The 20,880-nt window shown below is 60.6% G+C and carries 23 protein-coding genes and 1 pseudogene; 7 read left to right on the forward strand and 17 right to left on the reverse strand.

Annotation, left to right across the window (positions count from 1 at the left end):
- Window positions 1-112: 112 nt before the first annotated feature.
- The 5 genes and pseudogenes from ABH944_RS01450 to ABH944_RS01470 form a co-directional block, all read right to left on the reverse strand.
- Window positions 113-661 (reverse strand): annotated as a pseudogene (locus ABH944_RS01450) (SCO family protein); the annotation flags it as partial.
- Window positions 662-708: 47 nt separating this feature from the next.
- Window positions 709-1,614 carry a heme o synthase gene (gene cyoE / locus ABH944_RS01455; RefSeq protein WP_404604047.1) on the reverse strand — a complete coding sequence of 302 codons (906 nt, stop codon included), beginning with the start codon at window positions 1,612-1,614 and terminating at the stop codon, window positions 709-711.
- Window positions 1,615-1,620: 6 nt separating this feature from the next.
- A complete protein-coding gene (locus ABH944_RS01460; RefSeq protein WP_404604048.1) occupies window positions 1,621-2,766 on the reverse strand; it encodes a COX15/CtaA family protein in 1,146 nt (381 codons plus the stop codon).
- Between the two features lie 58 nt (window positions 2,767-2,824).
- Window positions 2,825-3,481, reverse strand: coding sequence for an SCO family protein (locus ABH944_RS01465; RefSeq protein WP_404604049.1), 657 nt, complete (start codon window positions 3,479-3,481; stop codon window positions 2,825-2,827).
- A gap of 237 nt (window positions 3,482-3,718) precedes the next feature.
- Window positions 3,719-4,462, reverse strand: a complete 744-nt coding sequence (locus ABH944_RS01470; protein WP_404604050.1) for an SURF1 family protein — start codon at window positions 4,460-4,462, stop codon at window positions 3,719-3,721.
- A gap of 99 nt (window positions 4,463-4,561) precedes the next feature.
- On the opposite strand from ABH944_RS01470, the gene ABH944_RS01475 reads away from it, so the two are divergent.
- Window positions 4,562-4,771 (forward strand): twin transmembrane helix small protein, encoded by a 210-nt coding sequence (locus tag ABH944_RS01475; RefSeq protein ID WP_047895574.1) that lies wholly within the window; start codon window positions 4,562-4,564, stop codon window positions 4,769-4,771.
- A 293-nt stretch (window positions 4,772-5,064) separates the two neighbouring features.
- Here the strand turns inward: ABH944_RS01475 and ABH944_RS01480 are convergent, their stop codons facing one another.
- From ABH944_RS01480 to ABH944_RS01515, 8 genes are all read right to left on the reverse strand, one after another.
- Window positions 5,065-5,922, reverse strand: coding sequence for a cytochrome c oxidase subunit 3 (locus tag ABH944_RS01480; RefSeq protein ID WP_097260719.1), 858 nt, complete (start codon window positions 5,920-5,922; stop codon window positions 5,065-5,067).
- A gap of 88 nt (window positions 5,923-6,010) precedes the next feature.
- A complete protein-coding gene (locus ABH944_RS01485; RefSeq protein WP_404604051.1) occupies window positions 6,011-6,217 on the reverse strand; it encodes a DUF2970 domain-containing protein in 207 nt (68 codons plus the stop codon).
- Window positions 6,218-6,290: 73 nt separating this feature from the next.
- Window positions 6,291-6,863 (reverse strand): cytochrome c oxidase assembly protein, encoded by a 573-nt coding sequence (locus ABH944_RS01490; protein ID WP_404604052.1) that lies wholly within the window; start codon window positions 6,861-6,863, stop codon window positions 6,291-6,293.
- Between the two features lie 5 nt (window positions 6,864-6,868).
- Window positions 6,869-7,009, reverse strand: coding sequence for a cytochrome oxidase small assembly protein (locus ABH944_RS01495; protein WP_097260713.1), 141 nt, complete (start codon window positions 7,007-7,009; stop codon window positions 6,869-6,871).
- Between the two features lie 107 nt (window positions 7,010-7,116).
- Window positions 7,117-8,742 (reverse strand): cytochrome c oxidase subunit I, encoded by a 1,626-nt coding sequence (ctaD, locus tag ABH944_RS01500; protein ID WP_404604053.1) that lies wholly within the window; start codon window positions 8,740-8,742, stop codon window positions 7,117-7,119.
- A gap of 89 nt (window positions 8,743-8,831) precedes the next feature.
- On the reverse strand, window positions 8,832-10,478 hold the full coding sequence (gene coxB / locus ABH944_RS01505) for a cytochrome c oxidase subunit II (RefSeq protein ID WP_404604054.1): 1,647 nt from the start codon (window positions 10,476-10,478) through the stop codon (window positions 8,832-8,834).
- Between the two features lie 183 nt (window positions 10,479-10,661).
- Window positions 10,662-11,138, reverse strand: a complete 477-nt coding sequence (locus tag ABH944_RS01510) for a DUF2244 domain-containing protein (protein ID WP_404604055.1) — start codon at window positions 11,136-11,138, stop codon at window positions 10,662-10,664.
- Window positions 11,139-11,423: 285 nt separating this feature from the next.
- Entirely contained in the window at window positions 11,424-12,395 is a 972-nt protein-coding gene (locus ABH944_RS01515) for a methyltransferase domain-containing protein (RefSeq protein WP_404604056.1), read from the reverse strand.
- Window positions 12,396-12,552: 157 nt separating this feature from the next.
- Here ABH944_RS01515 and ABH944_RS01520 point away from each other — a divergent pair, with 157 nt between their 5' ends.
- Window positions 12,553-13,326, forward strand: a complete 774-nt coding sequence (locus ABH944_RS01520; protein WP_404604057.1) for a ComF family protein — start codon at window positions 12,553-12,555, stop codon at window positions 13,324-13,326.
- Between the two features lie 19 nt (window positions 13,327-13,345).
- On the forward strand, window positions 13,346-13,816 hold the full coding sequence (gene trmL, locus ABH944_RS01525) for a tRNA (uridine(34)/cytosine(34)/5-carboxymethylaminomethyluridine(34)-2'-O)-methyltransferase TrmL (protein WP_404604058.1): 471 nt from the start codon (window positions 13,346-13,348) through the stop codon (window positions 13,814-13,816).
- A gap of 32 nt (window positions 13,817-13,848) precedes the next feature.
- Here trmL and ABH944_RS01530 read toward each other — a convergent pair whose 3' ends face one another.
- The 4 genes from ABH944_RS01530 to ABH944_RS01545 all read right to left on the reverse strand — a co-directional run bounded on the left by ABH944_RS01530 (window position 13,849) and on the right by ABH944_RS01545 (window position 16,123).
- Window positions 13,849-14,847, reverse strand: a complete 999-nt coding sequence (locus tag ABH944_RS01530) for an NAD(P)H-dependent glycerol-3-phosphate dehydrogenase (protein WP_404604059.1) — start codon at window positions 14,845-14,847, stop codon at window positions 13,849-13,851.
- 24 nt (window positions 14,848-14,871) lie between these two features.
- Window positions 14,872-15,345: a protein-export chaperone SecB gene (gene secB, locus ABH944_RS01535; RefSeq protein WP_047895563.1), complete on the reverse strand. Its 474-nt coding sequence runs from the start codon at window positions 15,343-15,345 to the stop codon at window positions 14,872-14,874.
- A gap of 95 nt (window positions 15,346-15,440) precedes the next feature.
- Window positions 15,441-15,701 carry a glutaredoxin 3 gene (gene grxC, locus ABH944_RS01540; protein ID WP_404604060.1) on the reverse strand — a complete coding sequence of 87 codons (261 nt, stop codon included), beginning with the start codon at window positions 15,699-15,701 and terminating at the stop codon, window positions 15,441-15,443.
- Entirely contained in the window at window positions 15,698-16,123 is a 426-nt protein-coding gene (locus ABH944_RS01545; RefSeq protein WP_404604061.1) for a rhodanese-like domain-containing protein, read from the reverse strand. Before ABH944_RS01545 ends, grxC begins: the two co-directional genes overlap by 4 nt.
- Window positions 16,124-16,323: 200 nt before the next feature.
- Between ABH944_RS01545 and gpmA the strand changes: the two genes are divergently transcribed.
- The 4 genes from gpmA (at window position 16,324) to ABH944_RS01565 (ending at window position 20,877) form a co-directional block, all read left to right on the forward strand.
- Window positions 16,324-17,070 (forward strand): 2,3-diphosphoglycerate-dependent phosphoglycerate mutase, encoded by a 747-nt coding sequence (gene gpmA, locus ABH944_RS01550; RefSeq protein ID WP_062090106.1) that lies wholly within the window; start codon window positions 16,324-16,326, stop codon window positions 17,068-17,070.
- A gap of 548 nt (window positions 17,071-17,618) precedes the next feature.
- The gene (locus ABH944_RS01555; RefSeq protein ID WP_404604062.1) at window positions 17,619-19,226 is read left to right on the forward strand and encodes a S41 family peptidase; all 1,608 of its coding nucleotides are present in this window, start codon (window positions 17,619-17,621) and stop codon (window positions 19,224-19,226) included.
- Between the two features lie 284 nt (window positions 19,227-19,510).
- Window positions 19,511-20,269, forward strand: coding sequence for a HesA/MoeB/ThiF family protein (locus tag ABH944_RS01560; RefSeq protein WP_404604063.1), 759 nt, complete (start codon window positions 19,511-19,513; stop codon window positions 20,267-20,269).
- Between the two features lie 152 nt (window positions 20,270-20,421).
- Complete coding sequence (locus ABH944_RS01565; protein WP_404604064.1) at window positions 20,422-20,877, forward strand: glycosyltransferase family protein; 456 nt, start codon at window positions 20,422-20,424, stop codon at window positions 20,875-20,877.
- The last annotated feature ends 3 nt before the right edge of the window (window positions 20,878-20,880 follow it).

Consider the following 20,880-nt stretch of genomic DNA (forward strand, 5'->3'; position numbering starts at 1 on the left):
CCGAGTGACCTCCATCGATAAGTCCGAAGCGAAAATCTGCCATGAAAAAGGCCGTTTCAACGTGCGTTGAAACGGCCTTTGCGTAAGCGCGTAACCGGTAGCAGGCGTCTGCCTAGTCGAGCAACAACTTCAGATCGTGTACCCAGGTATCCACGCCCTGCCCGTCGCGTGCGAACAACCTGAGCCTGCCTTGCGGGTCGAAGACATAACTCGCGGCCGTATGGTCCATGGTGTAGTCACCGGCCGTCTTGCCCGGGACCTGCGCGTAATAGACGCGAAAATCCTTCGTGATCTTGACCAGTTCCGGCGTGTCGGCAGGGCGCAAACCGATGAACGTCGGGCTGAACGCCGACACGTATTCACCCAGCAACGGCGCTGTATCGCGGGCGGGATCGACGGTGACCATCAGCACTTGAACGCGCTTGGCGTCATCGCCGAGTTTTTGCAGCGCCTGCGAGAGTTCAGCGAGCGTGGTCGGGCACACGTCCGGGCAATGGGTATAGCCGAAGAACAGCACAACGGCCTTGCCTTTGAAATCAGCCAGCGTACGCGTCTTGCCGCTGGTGTCGGGCAACGAAAAATCGCTGCCGAACTGCGTGTTGCCGGTGATGTCGAGATTCGTGAACGCGGGTTTGCTGTCGCATCCTGCGAGCAGTACGGCGGCCAAAACGAATCCCAACCAGACAACAATCCCTCGAACTGAAAACTTCATAAACCAATCACCGTGCGCACGTAATGATCCACGAGCAGCGCGCCGAACAGCAGCGACAAATACACGATGGAAAACCGAAATGTCTTGCGCGCGAGAGCATCGGAATATTCACGATAAATCTTCCACGCATACCCGAGGAAAACGCCGCCGAGCACAACGGCCGAGGCCAGATAAAGCAGACCACTCATGCCGGAGATAAACGGCATCATGGTCACGACAAACAGGATCACCGTGTACAGGAAGATATGCAGGCGCGTGTATTTCTCGCCGTGCGTATTCGGCAGCATCGGCAAGCCGGCGTTCTCGTAGTCCTTGCGCCTGTACAACGCCAGCGCCCAGAAGTGCGGCGGCGTCCACACGAAGATAATCAGGACAAGAATCCACGCGTCGCCCGGCACGTGGCCCGTGACGGCTGCCCAGCCAAGCGCCGGCGGCATGGCGCCCGACGCACCGCCGATCACGATGTTCTGCGGCGTAGCAGGCTTCAGCAGGCACGTATAGATCACCGCATAGCCGACGAACGTCGCGATTGTCAGCCACATGGTCAGCGCATTCGTGAACGTGTAGAGCGTCCACATGCCCGCGCCGCCGAGCACCGCTGAAAACAGCAGGATCTGGGCTGGCGTGATCTCGCCGCGTGCGGAGGGACGCCACGCGGTGCGGCGCATCATTGCATCGATCTTTTGTTCCATCAGGCAATTGATGGCGAACGCGGCGCCCGCCAGCAGCCAGATGCCCACGGTTCCGCCGATCAGCACGGTCCACGGCACCATGCCGGGCGTGGACAGGAACATGCCGATGACCGCGCAGAAAACCGCGAGTTGCGTGACGCGCGGTTTGGTCAACGCGATGTACTGCGAGAGACGGTTACCGGAGGGGGAAACTAGTGTCGTGCTGTCCATAGAAACTCACGGAGCTTGGCGCGGGAGTGATGCGGGAACGGCGTCGCGCGGGGCGGTGGCAGACGGCCCCACAACGTGACCGGGACGGCTGGAAGAGATTCGAAAGTTTACCATAACGAGCAACAGCAAAAGGATGGCTGCTCCGCCGTTGTGCGCCACGGCAATAGGCAGCGGCCACTGCAGCAGGATATTCGACAATCCCGTCAGGAACTGCACGACGATCACGATCATGATGCCGTTAGCGGGTTTTCTCAACGACTCAAATCGCCGCAGCTTCGCTGCGAGCCACAACGTGTATAGCACGACGACGATAGCAAAGGTCCGGTGGGTCCAGTGAATCGCGACGAGCGCGTCCTGCGAAATGACATCGCCGTCGCCGGTCATGCCGAGCGCCCGCCACAGGTGGAAGCCGTGCTCGAAGTTCATCGGCGGAATCCAGGCGCCATTGCACAGCGGAAAGTCCGTGCAGGCGAGTACTGCGTAGTTGGTGCTGACCCAGCCGCCCAACGCGATCTGGACCACCAGCAGCAATAATCCAATGAGCGCCGCGGGCAGCCAGCGGGCGGCGGCGGGATCGATCGCCGGAATCGGCGTCTGGCGCGCGGCCAGCCAGCCGAGCGAGCCGAGCAACGCCAGCCCGAGCAGCAGATGCGTGGTCACAATCACCGGCTGCAGCTTCATGGTGACCGTCCACGCGCCGAACGCACCCTGCACCACGATCAGCATCAGGATCCCGGTCGGCCACCACGGCGACACGTGCAACGGCCTGCGCTTGAAACGCGCTGTCCACGCAATCAGGACCTGCGCGATGATCAACACGCCGATTGCCATCGCGAAATAGCGGTGAATCATTTCAATCCACGCCTTCCCGATACTCACAGGCCCGGTCGGCATTGCCTGATAGGCGGCGGTTATGGCCGCATGCGCAATAAACGGCGAAGACGTGCCGTAACAGCCGGGCCAGTCGGGGCAACCCAGGCCCGAATCGGTCAGCCGCGTAAAACCGCCGAACATGACGAGGTCGAGCGTCAGGAAGGTGGTGAGCCAGACGAGCTTGCGAAATTTGTTGTCATCGGCTTTCACCCACACGTACGAAAGCGGCAACAACGCAATGCAGATGCCGATCAACCCGAGCTGTAAAACGTAAGTCATGCGTGCACTGTCCTCAACTCGTCCTTGGTTCTTTCCTGCATTGGTCCTTGGTTCGTCTTTAACCGATCCGCGACCACTTCAGCAGCTTCGCAAGATCCGCCTTGATCTTCTCCGGCTCCGGATCCTTGGGGAAACGCATCATCAGATTGCCGTTGGGATCGACCAGGAAAATGTGGTCGGTGAGTTGTGAATCGGCGCCCGCCGGGAGCCACGCCGCCACCGCTTTGGGATCGGCGACCAGCATGCGGGTGTCCGGCTGCGGATAAGCGGTGCGAATCACACTCGAGACCGGCTTGTCATCGGTCCGAAGCCACACGTTGACCACCCGGTCGCGCTCAGCCGATTGCAGCACGCGCACCTGCCGCATGAAGAACAGACGCGTGACGCATTGCTCGTTGCAGTCGCTGCTGTTGACCGTGACCATCAGCCATTTCCCGCGCAAGGCGCTGAGCGGCATCGGCTTGCCTTGTTCGTCGGTGACGACGAGTTGGTCGGGAATCGGGCGCTGCGGCTCGATCAGCGCACCGTAGCTCGTCGTGCCACCGGTCGGTTTGACCACGTAGTACATGAAATAGGACGCGATGACCGGCGCCGCGCACACGGCGGCGAGCAGGAGCAGCATCCAGCGCCCCTTGTTCCATGAGCCGGATGTGCGTTGCCGCTGCTGGGCACGCGCCTTGTGGATAGCTGACGCGGACGGTCGGGGAGTTTGCATGGACAAAATGTTGCCTCTATTCGTTTGCGGCATCGCGGACTCAATGTCCACGCGATGCGATCGTTCAAGCGTAAGGCGCCAGCTTCATGGCTGCCGGTCAGACGCGGTTTTCGGCCGACTGCGTCTGCTTGTTGCTTGCTGCTTCCTGTTGCTTGTTGCTATTTCCGCTAAGCCTCGCTGCCACGACAGCCCAGGCATCCGTTCCAGGCCCAACCCGCCGCTATCACGCTTATCGGATCAGACCTTCCCATCAATTGTTTCCGCAGCGGGCTGTCCGGCGCTGTCTTTCTTCGCCGCGCGCCGCGCAGCGTAGAGTCCGAATCCCAGCGCCGCGAGCGCCATGCCCCACCACTGCAGCATGTAGCCGTAATTGGTGTCGACGCCCATGGTCGGCGCCGGCCAGTCACGCACCAGCTTGTCGCCGCTGTTGTTCAATTGCTGGATCACGAACGGTTGCAGCGGTAAACCCGTTTCGGCGGCGTACGCGGCAACATCGAGATTCTGCCGAATCTTTTGCTGCGGCGCGGAACCACCCTGTCCGAGTTCGAAAGCCTGTGACGCATTCGCCCGCGCGATGCCTTCAACCTCGACTTCGCCTGCCGGTGTGTCATACGGCTCAATACCCGTGCGATCCGCCAGATTCCGCGGCAACCAGCCGCGATTCACCAGCACGACCCCGCCGCCATCCAGCTTGAGCGGCATCACGACGTAAAAACCCGGCTGGTCGTTATACGGCCGGTTGTCGAGATAAACGACGCGATCGGGCATGAACGCGCCACGCGCCTGCACACGATGAAACTCGATGTCCTTCAGCGCAATTGGCGTCGCGCCCACGCGCTGCACGGGCGCGTTTTCAAACGCAACAATCCGCGCGTTCAGTTGCTCTTTCTGATGTGCGCGGTCCCGCTGCCAGAAGCCAAGCCGCACCGTAACCGCCATGACGATCAGGATGAGCAGCGCCGGCCAGAAACGAATTTTCATACCGCGTTTCCACCGATGAAAACCTGCACGCCCACGCGGCATGTTACCTGCGGTGCGATAATCGAAGGATCGAACTTCTTAGGCCAACTGGCTGTTTTCATGCACATATTCGTTGCCATTGCATTCATTCTCATCATCGCGAGCCTGGGTTCGGCGCTGTACTTCATGATGACCGACAAGGGCAAGACCAAGCGCATGGTGTGGTCGCTTGCCATGCGGGTCGGGCTGTCGATCTCGCTGTTCCTCTTCATCCTGTTCGCGCACTGGATGGGCTGGATCCAGTCCACCGGGATCCCGCTCGGACGCTAGGCAGGACGGTGGACATCGCGTGGGTTGGGGCTTCAGTTGGGCTGTCCGTCAGCACGAAGGTTCGCCCCAGGCATCGCGGAATACTAGCGGGCCGCCAGGTTCAACGCTGCGACAAATCGGCACATCGAAAACATTGCCTTAACATTCCGTCAGGTCCCCTTCAAAAACAAAACGCCGCCCGAGTCAGGTCGAGGCGGCGCTTTGCAAAGCATCTTTTTCAATCGACTTCCCACCACGCTGCCGGACCAGATGCTGCTGGATCAACCCGCCGCATCCACCCGGCCTGAACGCGCTTACAGCCAATACACAACCACGTACAGTCCAAGCCACACCACGTCCACGAAGTGCCAGTACCACGCGGCCCCTTCAAACGCGAAGTGATGCTCCGCTGTGAAGTGCCCGCGGATGACGCGCACGAGCACCACGGTCAGCATGGTGCCCCCGAGAAACACGTGGAAACCGTGGAAGCCCGTCAGCAGGAAGAACGTGGAACCGTACACGCCCGAAGCGAGCGTCAGGTTCAGTTCGTTGTACGCGTGAAAATACTCGTAGCCTTGGCAGAACAGGAAGCAAAGACCCAGCAGAATGGTCGCGCCCAGCCAAATAATGGTTTTGTTCCGATGATTCTCGCGCAGCGCATGGTGGGCGACCGTCAACGTTGCGCCTGAACTCAGCAGCAGCGCGGTATTGATGGTCGGCAGCGGCCACGGCGTCATGGAGCGGAAGTGCGACACCAGCCCGGCAGGACCGTTATTCGGCCATACAGCGGTGAAATCCGGCCAGATCAGCTTGTAATCGAGGCTGCCCAGTTCGTGCAGCGCAATCTGGCGCGCATAGAACAACGCACCGAAGAATGCCCCGAAGAACATGACTTCGGAGAAAATGAACCAGCTCATGCTCCATCGATACGACAAATCCACATTCTTGCCGTACATCCCGCCTTCGGATTCCCCGATGGAGTCTCCAAACCAGTGCCACAGCGTGTACAGCAGCCAAAGCAGGCCGATGACAAACGTGATCGGCGCCCATGATTCACCATTGACCCACGACGCCAGCGAAGCCATCGAGATCAGCAGGCCGGTGGCGGCCATGATCGGATGTCTCGACGGGTGCGGGACGAAATAGTACGGGCTTTCGTTTTGACCGCTCATTATTGATTCTCCACTTCGATCCAGTTGCTTGAAATTTTTGCTGCCATTGCCGTTGCCGCTTGATCCTTCCGAAGCAACGCCACCGGCGTTATCTCACCACCGCTCGCACCACCATCAGCAAAACGGCGATAAACAGCGCCGCCCCGATAACCCCGGCCGCGATCAGATGCAGCGGATTCAGCGAGGCATCGCTTTCCAGGTCACGGCGACGGCGCACGCCGAAGAACGACCAGAAAACCGCCTTCAGCAACCGAAGAAAACTGTTCTTCGGCACTTCCTTCTGTGTTTCAACCATCTCGCGTCTCCGCCGCGTGCCGCGGCTTGTGTACCACCTTGCCGCGCGTACTTGGCGGAAGCGCAGCCTTGGGCTATATACCGCTTCGCGACACCGACGCGGGCGCGGTCAATTCAAAGAACGTGTACGACAACGTGATCGTTTTCACATCCTTGGGCAGCTTCGGGTCCACTACAAACACCACGGGCATGCGCCGCGTCTCGTTCGGCTTCAACGTTTGCTGCGTAAAGCAAAAACACTCTATCTTCTTGAAGTACTCGGTGGCCTGCATGGGCGCGTAACTCGGAATGGCTTGCGCTTGAACCGTGCGGCTTTGCTGGTTGGTCACCTCGTACATCACCGTCATGACTTCACCCGGATGCACGTCCAGCGTGTTCTGTTCCGGCTTGAACTGCAACGGGCCGCGCGCGTTTGCATCAAATTCGATGGAAATCTTGCGGCTCGTGTCGACCTGCGTATTCTTTGCTTCCCGTGCGCCCACGTCGCGCTGCACGAGATTGTTGATGCCGGTAATCGAGCAGATCGCGCGATACATGGGCACGAGCGCAAAACCAAAACCGAACATGGCCGCCGCCACGACAATCAGCTTGACCATCATCGAGCGGTTGAACGCGCGATCTTCCTTGATCTCCTCAGGCGTTGCCACGTCCCCTACCCTCTCGAGCGCACGTATTGATCAATGATCGCGGCCAGGCAAAACGCCAAGGCCACTGCCACCAGGATCAGACCGAGCCGCTTGTTGCTCGCCCGGATTTGCTCGGGCGTGCGTTGCTTCTGTGAATTCCGGGTCATCCGTTCAGGCTTTATTCCGCTAGTCATGCGCTTCGCTGTCACTGTCCCGCGCGGCGCGCGTCCCGTATTGCTTCGATATCAACGCAACGGGACACGCTGCCGGTGCTTCACTCGACGTGCGGCGGCTGCTCGAACGTGTGGAACGGAGCCGGGCTCGGCACAGTCCATTCCAGCCCTTCGGCGCCATCCCACGGCTTGTCTTCAGCTTTCTCCAGCTCACCGCCGCCGCGATACGCCGGCAACGCTACCGCGAACAGGAAGTACACCTGCGCCAGACCGAAACCAAACGCGCCGATAGTGGCAACCTGGTTGAAGTCCGTGAACTGCGCCGGGTAATCCGCATAACGACGCGGCATGCCGGCGAGGCCCAGGAAGTGCATCGGGAAGAAGGTGATGTTGAAGAAAATCATGGACGCCCAGAAGTGGATCTTGCCGCGCGTCTCGTTGTACATCCAGCCGGTCCACTTGGGCGACCAGTAATACCACCCGGAGAAGAGCGCGAACAGCGACCCCGCCACCAGTACGTAGTGGAAGTGCGCCACCACGTAATAAGTCCCGTGCATCTGGATATCAAGCGGTGCCATGGACAGGATCAGGCCCGTGAAACCGCCCATGGTGAACACGAACAGGAAGCCAATGGCGAACAGCATGGGCGTTTCGAAGGTCAACGAACCGCGCCACATGGTCGCGACCCAGTTGAACACCTTAACGCCCGTCGGCACCGCGATCAGCATGGTCGCGTACATGAAGAACAACTGGCCCGTCACCGGCATGCCGGTGGCGAACATGTGGTGCGCCCAGACCATGAACGAGAGGATCGCGATGGACGACGTGGCGTACACCATCGAGCTATAGCCGAACAAAGGCTTGCGCGAGAACGCCGGGATCACCTGCGACACGATCCCGAACGCCGGCAAGATCATGATGTACACCTCGGGATGCCCGAAGAACCAGAAAATATGCTGGTACATCACCGGATCGCCGCCGCCTGCTGCATTGAAGAACGACGTGCCGAAGTGGCGATCGAACAGCACCATGGTGATCGCGCCTGCCAGCACCGGCATCACGGCAATCAGCAGGTAGGCGGTGATCAGCCAGGTCCAGCAGAACATCGGCATCTTCATCAGCGTCATGCCGGGTGCGCGCATGTTCAGGATCGTCACGACGATATTGATCCCGCCCATGATCGACGACGCACCCATCAGGTGGATCGCGAAAATGGCGAAGTCCATGCCGGGGCCCATCTGCGTGGAGAGCGGCGCGTACAACGTCCAGCCGGCAGCGGTTGCGCCGCCGGGAACGAAGAACGACGTGATCAGCAGGATGGCGGCCACCGGCAGCAGCCAGAAGCTGAAGTTGTTCATCCGCGCGAAGGCCATGTCCGACGCGCCAATCTGCAGCGGGATCTGCCAGTTTGCGAAACCGACGAATGCCGGCATGATCGCGCCGAACACCATGATCAGGCCGTGCATGGTGGTCAACTGGTTGAAGAACTCGGGACGCATGATCTGCAGGCCCGGCTCAAAGAGCTCGGCGCGGATCATCAGCGCCATCACGCCCCCTGACAGGAACATGATGAACGAGAACAACAGGTACAAGGTACCGATGTCCTTGTGGTTCGTCGCGAACAACCAGCGACGCCAGCCGTACGGCAGTTCGTGCGCGTGCTCATCGTGATCATGAGCGTGGCCATGGTCGTGGCCCGCGGTTACATCGTGTCCGATGCTAGACATGACAATCTCCTAAAGCGAATTCTGCGGCACTTGGGTGTACGCTACGCCAGCTTCCTTTCAGAAGGAAGCTGGCCGAATGGGTACGACCGTCAGGCAGCCGGACTGATCTCTACGCGCCGTGCTTCTCTCGCGTCGGCACCGCCCGTGATCGTTTCCGGCTTCTTCAAAATGATGCGGTCCTCGGCTACGCCCGCGGCCTTCAGCGCGTCGCGAACGGCCTGCGCACGTGTCTTCGCGAGTTCAGCGTTCTTCGCGGCGGAGCCGGTTGCATCTGTGAAACCGGACAGCGTCAGCTTTGCGTCAGGATGCGCCTTCGCGTAGTCGGCTGCAGCCTGGATCGCGGTGGTTGCGTCGGCCGGCAATGCATCCTTGCCCGTCTCGAAATACACGCTCGCCGGCAGCGAAGCCGCCGGAGCCGCTGCGTCCGATGCCGGTGCCGCAGAGGCCGCCGGAGCGGCACTTGCCGCTTCCGAACCTGACGCCGCACCGCTCGCCGCCGCTTCTGAACCACCGGCCGCAGCACCTGCGCCCGCCAGATGATCGCCACCAGCAGGCATCTTGCCGTTACGTGCGTCAGCCACTTGCAACGGTTGCAGGATGTCGCCGGTGTGGTTGCCCCAGGTATTGCGTTCGTATGTGATCACCGAAGCAATCTCGACGTCATTGAGCGTCGCGCCCCAGTTCGGCATTGCACCCTTGCCCTTCAACACAATGCTCACGTGATCCGCGATCGGGCCATTGGCGATCTTGCTGCCATCAAGCGCCGGGAACTGCCCCCCGCCCTTGCCCGTCGGCTGGTGGCAAACCGCGCAATTGGACGCATAGACCTGCGCGCCGCGCGCCTTCAGTTCGTCCATTGTGTAGGTCTTGTTCGGATCGTCCGCGCTGGCGGCCATTTTCTTCTTCTGGGCGTCGACCCACGCCGCGTAGTCGTCAGCCGACAAAACCTCGACCACGACCGGCATGTACGCGTGTTCCTTGCCGCACAACTCGGTACAGAAGCCACGGAATGTACCGGTCTTCTCGGCCTTGAACCATGTGTCGCGCACGAAACCGGGGATCGCATCCTGCTTCACGCCGAACGCCGGGACGTACCACGAGTGGACGACGTCATTGGCAGTGGTGATGATGCGGATTTTTTTGTCGACCGGAACCACGAGCGGGTTGTCGACTTCCTGCAGATACAACTCGGAAATGGGCGCCTGGCCGTTCACTTCGCTGCGCGGGGTGGAGAGCGTGGACAGGAAGTTGATGCCTTCGCCTGGCCCCTTCACGTAGTCATAACCCCATTTCCACTGATAACCGGTGACCTTCACGGTCAGGTCGGCGTTGGTGGTGTCCTTCATGGCGACAACGGCCTTCGTAGCCGGCAATGCCATCAGCACGACGATCACGAACGGGACGATTGTCCAGATGATTTCGACCGTGGTGCTTTCGTGGAAATTCGAAGCCTTGTGTCCTTTCGACTTCCGGTGCATCAGGACCGAATAGAACATCACGCCGAACACGCCGAGAAAAATCACCGTGCAGATGATCAGCATGAACGTATGGAGGCTGTAGAGCTCTTCGGCGATCTTCGTCACCGGCGTCTGGAAGTTCAGTTCATTGACTGCAGGACCGCCAGGACTGTCGTTGACCGCCAGGGCTGCGCCGGCGAACAGGAGTCCGCTTAACGCCAGCACGCCCGAGAGGGCTCGCTTGATTGTTTTCATAGCTTCCTTACCCAAAATTTCCATTCAGACCCTCGACCCCCGTATGCACCCGTCCGACTCATGCATCGCCTCCCCTGGAAACGACCTACTCGGCGGCGCGTGTCGATGCGTGTGCCGCTTACTGCTTGCTTCCCGATCCCGTGCCCATTTGCGCAGCGCTGCCATCCGGACATCCTGAACGCGCCCAACCGGCGCATTTTCAGTACGTCAGCCACAGCGCCTCAGCCACATCCGCAACTCAACGGCGAACTGCTTGCGCCGATACTGCGCCAGATGTATCCCGACCGGCACCGACTCCCCGTGCGACACCAGCGTCACCGGATCTCTCGGCGTTGCCCCCGGCTCCACTCTCACCCAGCGCGGATTGAACTCCATTTGCGTGAGCGTTTCGGCATCCATCCGCTCGATCAGCAGGCGGTTGTGAAACAGCCGGATCCGCTCGTAGTCGACAGCATGCCGCGCATAAATGACGAACGCGATACCGACTGCCAGCAACTCGATACCTGTAAAAGGCAGCACCAGCCAAGCGCCCGCCCACACCAGCAAACCTGCGATCAGCAACGAAAACAGCGCAAGCGACACGTAGAAAGCCACGAATTGCCGCGGCGAGACAGAACAGTTCCGCTTGATCAACCAGTCCTTTACGACCGGTTCGGTGTCCATCGGCAGATCCGTTGCTTGCATCGCCGCCTCCCGCGTCAGATTTGTCTCACCCGCGCCGCGTGTTGCCTACCTGCCGCTCATCTGCTGCTTACCTGCCTGCTCACCGCCAATCACTCGGAAAGCACCGAAAATCGTGCCAGCCCGGCGACAAACTGACGCATTATAGGCGCGTTACCCAGCATCCACAAGCAAGGTGGTGCACACCGCAAAGCCAAGCCGCACAAGCCTCTGCGCCCTTTTGCCGCATCCTTTTGGATGCTTGTCAACGCGTGCATTCGAGGGGTGGGAGAGGCATTTTTAACGGGTTTACTTGCTCCGTTTCGAGCCTCGCCCTATGTCTTCGAGCCTCACAATACCGTGCCCTTCCGCCGTCATTCGCGGCACCGCTTTCCATGCGTGCCCATAGATCACTTCAAAGGTCAGCGGGATCGTGCCGTCTTCACGGCGACGGGCTTCGAGCGCCGCGTGAAGCCCGTCGCGCAACGCGCGAGCATGCGTTTGCGGTGCGGCGTCACGCGGATAAGCACCCCAGCGGCGCACGTCCTTCAACAGCGATTCCGGTGACTTGTACGTGATCGTCAGCACCTCCTGATCCATCACCGGAATCTCGAAACCGCTCTCGACCAGCATGTCGCCGAGATCGTGCATATCGACGAATTCGATGGTGTGCCGCTGCGGCGCCAGACCCAGCGACTTTTCCGCCTGCGCGTACGCGCCGCTGAGCTCTTTCAGCGTGTCGGGGCCGAGCGTGCTGAACATTAGCAGGCCGTTCACCTTGAGCACGCGCGCCCACTCCGGAAACACGAGGTCGGGCCGTGCGTGCCAGTGCAGCGCGAGATTCGACCAGAGCATCTCGAATGCGCTTGCAGCAAACGGCAGCGCCGCGAAATCGCCCTGCGCCAGTTGCGGGCCGCGTGCGCCAAACGCCTTGCCCAGCGTGGCGGGAAGAAACCGCCGCCAGCCGGCGTTGGCTTCGGATTCGGCGGTCTCGGCCTGATTCGCCCGAGCCAGCATGGCCGCCGACAGATCCATACCGAGCACGGATGCATCAACGAAACGCTCGCGCAGGCCCGGCAGGTCGGCACCCGTGCCGCAACCCGCGTCGAGCACGCGCACAGGCGTTACCTTGATGTAGTCGAGTCGCTCGCGCATGCGCTGCGCAATCTCGCGCGGCAGGAACGCGACATCATCGAACGTCGCGGCGCGACGGTCGAAAATTCGCTGCAGACGGCGCGAATCGTAGGCTGGACGGCCAGCGTTGGCGGGAGTTGGGGACATGACAACCTACTTTCTAAGAGTGCGAAGTATACTCGGTCGATTCCTGAAACGTTCGCCTAAACCAGACAGCGCAACGGTTTCCGCCGGTTTCCCCGCACGGCTACCCGCATCCTCACGGCAGATTTTTGCGCTGTCACGCATTTCCCGGATCGAACGTATGAAGCTGCGCTTTTGTGTTGTATCGCGTGGTGCAGGCGCGCTGCGCGCGGGTTCTGCCGTCGCCCTGCGGCGGCTCGGCCAGATGCGCGACATCGCGTTGCCTAGTCAGTGCGCATTGTGTGGCAATTTGTCGCAGAAGGCGTTGTGTGCCGGGTGCGATGAACAGTATTGGAACCAAACACGCACACGGTGCCCGGTTTGTGCATTGCCCCCGCCGGTTCGGATTATGGCCTCGGCCGTATCCGCTGGCGTTAAAAACGGAGCGCATTCGCCTTGCAGACGGTGCATTGCGGAGCCGCCGCATTTCGATGCGACCATCGCGCTGGCTGATTATCACGCGCCGCTCAACACGCTCGCGCCCGATCTTAAGTTCCACGCCCGGCTGGCGACGGCCGATGAATTCGCGCGGCAGTTGCAAGCCGCATTCGAAGCCACTGACGCGGCTGCACCGGATGTCATCGCGCCTGTGCCGCTGTCGCACCGGCGCCTGAGAAGTCGCGGCTACAACCAGGCGTGGTCGATCGGCAAACCGCTTGCGCGCCGGCTTGGTTCGCTGGCCGACGCAACGCTGATCGAGCGGACTCGCGATACCGCGCCGCAAGCAAAGCTCGATCTCGATACGCGGCGCCGCAATGTAGGCGGCCAGCATGTGGCGATTGTCGACGACGTCATGACTTCCGGCGCCACGCTCGACGCACTGGCCTTTATGCTAAAAAACGCCGGTGCGCGGCGTGTCACCAACTTCGTCGCGCTGCGCACGCCGCAAGACTAATTTTCAAGAGTTATCCCTTATGTTCAATGTCGTACTGGTCGAACCTGAAATCCCGCCGAATACCGGCAACGTGATCCGGCTGTGCGCCAATACGGGAGCCCGCCTGCATTTGATCGAACCGCTGGGTTTCCCTCTCGATGACGCCAAGATGCGCCGCGCGGGCCTCGACTACCACGAGTACGCGCAGATGCATGTGCACGCCAACTGGGAAGCGTTCCTCGAAGCGGAAGCGCCTCAGGTAAGCCGCATGTTCGCCTTCACCACGCGCGGCTCTACGCCGTTTTTCGGGCACACGTTCCAGGCGGGCGACTGGTTTGTCTTCGGCGCTGAAACCCGGGGTCTGCCGGATACCGTGCTCGCGCAGTTCACAAACGAACGGCGCGTGCGTCTGCCTATGCGGCCGGGGAACAGGAGTTTGAATTTGTCGAATACGGTGGCGGTTGTGACGTTCGAAGCGTGGCGTCAGACCGGGTTCGAGGGCGGGGAATAGTCACCGCAAATCTTCGGCCGCCGAAGAACCCCTTATTCCGCTTTTGCGTCGCGGCTCAATAACGCGTGGACCGCGTCACGCGGGGCGACGTTTTCGAATAACACGCGGCACACGGCGTGCGTGATCGGCGTGTCGATGCCATGCGCCTCGGCCAGCGCCAGCACGGCGCGAGCACATCGCACGCCCTCCGCGACATGGCCAAGCGCGGCGAGAATGTCAGTGAGCGAACGGCCCGTTGCCAACTGCATGCCCACCGTGCGATTGCGCGACAAGTCGCCCGTCGCGGTGAGAATCAGGTCGCCGAGCCCGGTCAGGCCAGTGAAGGTTTCCGCGCGGCCGCCAAGCGCCACGCCGAGCCGCGACATCTCGGCCAGTCCGCGCGTAATCAACGCAGCCCGGGCGTTCAGGCCCAAGCCGAGTCCGTCGGCAATCCCGGTTGCGATGGCCAGCACATTCTTCACGGCGCCGCCCACTTCCACGCCGATCACGTCGTCGCCGGTATAAATGCGCATGGCGCCGTGATGAAACGCGGCAACCGTCCGCTCGCCAAGCGTCACCGACGCGCTCGCGACGGTCAGCGCCACCGGCAAGCCTTCCCCGACTTCGCGCGCAAAGCTCGGTCCGGAAAGTGTCCCGTTACTTGCGTGCTGCGGCAATTCGGCTGCAACCACCTCGTTCGGCAGACATTGTGTATCAGCTTCAAACCCTTTGCACAACCACACGATATGCGCTGGAACAATGCCCAGTTCGCGCATGTTGCGGCATAGGGCACGCAAGCCCGCGACCGGCGCAGCCACCACGCACAGGGCGTCGTGCGCTGCGCCATGGGACAGCGCTGATGCAAATTCGGGGTCGTAGCGAAGCGCTGCGGGCAACGTTATGCCCGGCAGGTAGCGCTCGTTTTCATGCGAATGGGACAGTGACTCGATGAGCGCGCGATCACGCGCCCAGAGCACCGTTGAGTGGCGAGTGGCCAGATGGCCAGCCAGTGCGGTGCCCCACGCACCGGCGCCGAGAACGGCTACTTGCATGCCCGGCTCCGGAAAATGCGGGATTTAGTTCAGCGTCGCGCCGTTGGCCACGCCTTCCTGAGCTGCCGACAACTGCGAAATACGTTGTTCGTACAGCGCCTGGAAGTTGATCTCGGCGAGGTGAATCGGGGGAAAACCGGCGCGCGTGATGGCGTCGGCAATATTCGAGCGCAGGTACGGGAACAGGATGGTCGGGCACGCAATACCAACCAGCGGATCGATTTGATCAGCGGGAATGTTGCGAATGTCGAAAATACCGGCTTGCTTGGCTTCGATCAGGAACGCGACCTTGTCCGAGACCTTCGCGGTCACGGTGCCCGTTACCAGCACTTCGAACACGCTTTCCGCCAGGCGCTCGGCCTTCACGTCCACTTCCACCTCAACCGACGGCATTTCCTGCTCGAGGAAGATGCCTGGCGAATTGGGCTGCTCGAGCGACATGTCCTTCAGGTAAATGCGCTGGATATTGAAGAACGGCTGGTTGTTGTCGTCAGACATGGTTGATTCCCTTGATTATTTAATGTGCCGCTCGCGGTTTTTCCGGTTTTTTCCGGCTGAAAACCGCGGGCAGCTCAATTGTGCAGCGAACGCATTCAGGCGGCTGCGAGCAGCGGCACCAGGCCGCCCTTGCGATCGAGCGCGGACAGGTCGTCGTAACCTCCAACATGCGTCTCGCCAATAAACACCTGAGGTACCGTACGGCGCCCCGTACGCGTCATCATTTCTTCACGCCGAGCCGGATCACGGTCGATCAGCACCTTCTCGACGTTCTCGACGCCGCGCGACTTTAGTAGACGTTCGGCCATCTGGCAATACGGGCACACCTGCGTGCTGTACATGATCACTTTGTTCACTTTACCGCTCCTTGTTTCACGACCGGCATGCCGGCTTTCTGCCAGGCATCCAGCCCGCCCTGCAATACGTGGACTTCGGCGTAACCGGCATCGCTCACGATCTGGCTCGCCTTCTGGGACTGTTGGCCGGTCTGACACACGAGCAAGACCGGATTGCTCTTATTCTTCGCGATTTGGCCAATTTTTGCTTGAAGCTCCGAAAACTCGAAGTTTCGCGCCGCCGGCAGATGCCCTTTCGAATACTCGGCGGCCGGCCGCACGTCGATCACGGCAGCGTTGCGCCGGTTGATCAGTTGAATGGCCTCGGGAGCGGAAACACTTCCGCGGCCGCGCCGGGCAATGGACGGCCAAAGCAGCAACCCACCAGAAATGAGGGCGACGGCGATAAGAACAAGGTTGGTGTAATCGGTGAAAAACTTCACGTCGGGACCGCCGGATTGGGAGTGTGGAAAAATGAAAGGTCGAAAAAAATCGGGACAATCCAGCCATTATAAAATAACCGTCCTCCGCGATGGCCTCGGCCGATCGGCTGAGTTGCGTCAGAACGCGTTGCCGCACAGAATCGATGCCAGTTTCCTGTTTTTTTGCCGCTTCCTAACTAACCGACCTCTCAACGGACATCATGTACAAGCTAGTGCTTATCCGCCACGGCGAATCCACGTGGAACAAGGAAAACCGATTCACAGGCTGGGTCGACGTCGACCTGACAGAACAAGGCAACCGTGAGGCGCAGCAGGCCGGCTTGCTGCTGAAGGAAGCCGGCTTCAGTTTTGACCTGGCCTACACCTCGGTGCTCAAGCGCGCGATCCGCACGCTCTGGCACGTGCAGGACCAGATGGACGAAATGTACTTGCCCGTGGTCCATTCATGGCGGCTGAACGAGCGGCACTATGGTGCGCTCTCCGGCCTGAACAAGGCTGAGACCGCCAAGAAGTACGGCGACGAGCAAGTGCTGATCTGGCGCAGAAGCTATGACACCCCGCCGCCTGCGCTCGATCCGTCCGACGAACGCACATCGTTCAACGATCCTCGTTATGCAAAAGTACCGCGCGAGCAATTGCCGCTGACCGAATGCCTCAAGGACACGGTCGCCCGCGTGATGCCAATCTGGAACGAGTCCATCGCGCCGGCCATCAAGTCGGGCAAGCGTGTCCTGATCGCGGCGCACGGCAATTCCATGCGCGCGCTGATCAAGTATCTGGACGGCATTTCAGACGACGACATCGTTGGCCTGAACGTCCCGAACGGCGTGCCGCTCGTGTATGAACTCGACGAGAACCTGAAGCCGATCAAGCACTATTATCTCGGCGACCCGGAAGCAATCGCCAAGGCGCAAGCAGCAGTGGCAAAACAAGGGAAGGCGGGTTAAGAGTTCTTGCTTGCAGATTGACCGACCGCCCAAGCGGGTGCCCTGATCCGGCACCCGTGACTGTCGGCCATGAGCGGCGCCCGGTGTTTTTCATCGCTTTGCGGGTCCTTCGCGACGCTCGCACAATGTGTTGCAGAGAGATATTGGCGAGCGAGTGCTGCCGGCGCACTTGTATGCCAAATTCACGTTTACCCGCTTCCCAGCACGGCCGTCATTCGGCTGTGTGACTCTTCGCGCTGTCAGCCGGTACAGACCCGGCTCTCGAGGAATGCCCCTCAAGGCAAGCGCCCGAGTTGCTCACCGGCGTTAATTCTCCAAATGCGCGAAAATAAAGCGTCCGATTTCGCGCTTTGCGAATCATCTCCAAACCAGGCCTGACATTTGCAAGCGGATAATGGTTTGGAAACCGCCGCACACAAAAAGAACCCGCCCATTCATTTCCCGGCGAAGCCCTTTAAGCTGCGTTTAAGTCGTGGTCCGGGCCTTGCAGTTATACTGCCCAGTCAACCACGACGCAGCCTAATCCGCTTTCGACCGCAACAGACTCTATGCGAAAGAACCTGAAAAACATCGGCCTGATCGCCGCGGGCCTTGCTACCGGCGTATTTGCAACGCTGCAACTCTCCGCATCCGCCCAGCAAGCTGCCACTGCGCCTCTCCCGCTCGATCAATTGCGGTTGTTTGCCGAAGTATTCGGGCAAATCAAGCATGAATACGTCGAGCCGGTCGACGATAAAAAGCTTCTCACCGCGGCTATCAAGGGCATGGTGTCGAGCCTCGATCCGCACTCGTCATATCTGGACAAGACCGATTACGAAGAGCTCCAGGAGCAGACCAAGGGTCGCTTCGCGGGCCTCGGTATCGAGATTTCGTCGGAAGATGGCCTGATCAAGGTGATTTCGCCTATTGAAGACACGCCTGCGTTCCGCGCCGGCATTCGTCCGGGCGACCTGATCACGCGCATCAACGACAAGCCGGTACGCGGCATGACGCTGGATAACGCCGTCAAGCAAATGCGCGGCGATCCGGGCACCAAGGTCACGCTGACCATCTTCCGCAAGACCGACGACCGGACCTTCCCAATCACGGTAACGCGCGCGATCATCCGTGTGCAGAGCGTGAAGATGAAGATTCCGGCACCGGGTTACGGCTACATCCGGATCACGAGCTTCCAGGAACGCACCGTGCCGGATCTCGCCGCGAAGTTGCAGGATCTCGCGCGCCAGCAGCCCGACCTGAAGGGCCTCGTACTCGACCTGCGTAACAACGGCGGTGGTCTGCTGCAGAGCGCGGTCGGCGTAGCCGGCGCGTTCCTGCCGGATAACGCCGTGGTGGTATCGACGAATGGACAAATCGCTGACGCGAAGCAAACCTTCCGCGATACGTACGACAACTATCGCCTGCCCTCCTTCGACTCCGATCCGCTGAAGAACCTGCCGGATATCTTCAAGAAGGTGCCCATGGTCGTGTTGACCAATGCGTACTCCGCATCGGCGTCCGAGATTGTCGCGGGTGCGCTGCAGGATCATCATCGCGCGTTGATTGTCGGCAAGACCACGTTCGGCAAGGGCTCGGTGCAGACGGTCCGGCCAATGACCGCGGACACCGCGCTTCGCCTGACCACCGCGTATTACTACACGCCGAGCGGCAAGTCGATCCAGAACAAGGGCATCCGCCCGGACGTTCCGGTCGATCAATACGCCGACGGGGACCCGGACGACGCACTCGTCACGCGCGAAGTGGATTATTCGAACCACCTCGCCAACACGCAGGATCCGAACGAGAAGAAGGAACAGGAAGCGCGCGAAGCAGACCGGCTCGAGCAACTGCGGATTCTTGAAGAGCAGAACGACAAGAAGACGCCGGAGCAGCGCCGTAAGGATCGCGAGCGCAAGCCGGTCGAATTCGGCACGCCCGATGACTTCATGCTCACGCAAGCGCTGAACAAGCTGGAAGGCAAGCCGGTGCAGGAATCGAAGTCTTATTCCGAAAGAAAGCTGGCGCAGGACAAACCGGCTCCGTCGGCGTCCGCGCCTATTGTCGTCAAGCCGGCGCTGCCGGCCACACCAGGGGCGGATGCAACGCCCGCCTCCGGTGTGCCGGGTGTGGACGCTACGCCCGCGTCTGCGCCAGTGCCCGCTTCGGCTACGCAGTAAGTTTTCTCCAGGTTTCAATCGGCGCGGGCTTGAGGTCCGCGCCGATTGATTCAGCAACAAGCAACAAGCGGCAAACAAAGATTCCGCCCCACCGTCTTCCAACGCAACGCCGTGCTGCGTCTGTCATCTACCCTCGCTTCCCCCACGTTCAGCACGCATCCTCTGATTGCCCGGGACCGGAGTAACAACTCCCCTCGACGCGCGCTTAAAATAGCGGTTCCACGACTGTCCAGCGCCTGTTTAGAGCTTCACGGCGTTCCGGTCGAAGCCTACTTGAGCGCTCGATGAACGACGATCAGCTTCTCCGCTATTCCCGCCACATCCTCGTCGATGAAATCGGCATTGAAGCGCAACAGCGCTTTCTCGATGCACACGCCATCGTCATTGGCGCCGGTGGGCTCGGATCTCCTGCTGCCATGTATCTGGCTGCCGCGGGTGTTGGCGAGATCACGCTGGTCGATGCCGATTCCGTCGATCTCACCAATCTCCAGCGGCAGATCCTGCACACAAGTGCGTCGGTTGGTGAACCGAAGGTAGAGTCGGCCCGCACTACGCTCGCCGCGCTTAACCCCGGCGTGAAGGTGACCACAGCCGCTGTTCGCGCCGACGCAGCCTGGCTCGACGCTCACGTCCCGAACGCCACGGTCGTACTCGATTGCACCGATAACTTCGCCACCCGCCACGCGATCAACGCCGCGTGCTTCGCACACGGCGTGCCGCTTGTGTCGGGTGCCGCGCTGCGTTTCGACGGCCAGATCAGCACCTTCGACTTCCGCTCGGACGAATCACCTTGCTACGCATGCGTGTTCCCGCCGGATGAAGCGTTCGAGCAAGTTGCGTGCTCGACCATGGGCGTCTTCTCGCCGACAGTCGGGATCATTGGGACGATGCAGGCGGCCGAAGCGCTGAGGGTGATTGGTGGCTTCGGCACTACGCTGACAGGACGCCTGATGATGCTCGACTCACTGCGCATGGAGTGGAACACAATGCGCATCACGCGGCAGGCAACCTGCCCGGTATGCGGGACGCGCGCGGAGAAATAATCTGTTCAAGGGCGATGGCAACGCCATGCCCCATCCTATCCCCTCGGACGTCTATTCGCGCCGCTGTCTCAAATCTAAGAGTTCTCCAATTTTCCTAAGCGCCGGGCCAGCCTATCTTGGCCACTACGCTTTCAATGCAATTGGAGAAACGAATGAGTGAGACCGAAACCCGGCGCACGCAACGTGGCAGGACCGAAACCGAATTCGCCCGGCCCGGCATCCCGGTGCTGGCCGGACCCGAAGGTATCCTCTACGACTTCAACTACGGTTGCCGTGTGCAAGTGCCCGTGGACGGCTGGCACGTCCGGATGACCGACCTCGACACGTTCAATGTCGTTCTGGACGAAACCGTGGAAGCCAATGCGGTGATCACAAGCCGGCGCAAATATTTCGTGCGTTTCCTGCTGGAAGTATTCGACGGCCAGCGGCTCGTGTTCTCTCACGCTTTCGACGCCACGAACCGAAAAATTCGGCTGCGCATGCAACCGCTCGCGCTGGGCGATTCGCTCGCGTGGCTGCCGGTCATCGATGCATTCCGCGAGCAGCATCAATGCGAGCTATATATGCCGCTGGCGGAACATTTGCAGCCGCTTTATCGCGACGGTTAGCCG

This window comes from Caballeronia udeis, from assembly GCF_044909315.1.
In the GTDB taxonomy this organism is placed as follows: Bacteria; Pseudomonadota; Gammaproteobacteria; order Burkholderiales; family Burkholderiaceae; genus Caballeronia; species Caballeronia udeis_A.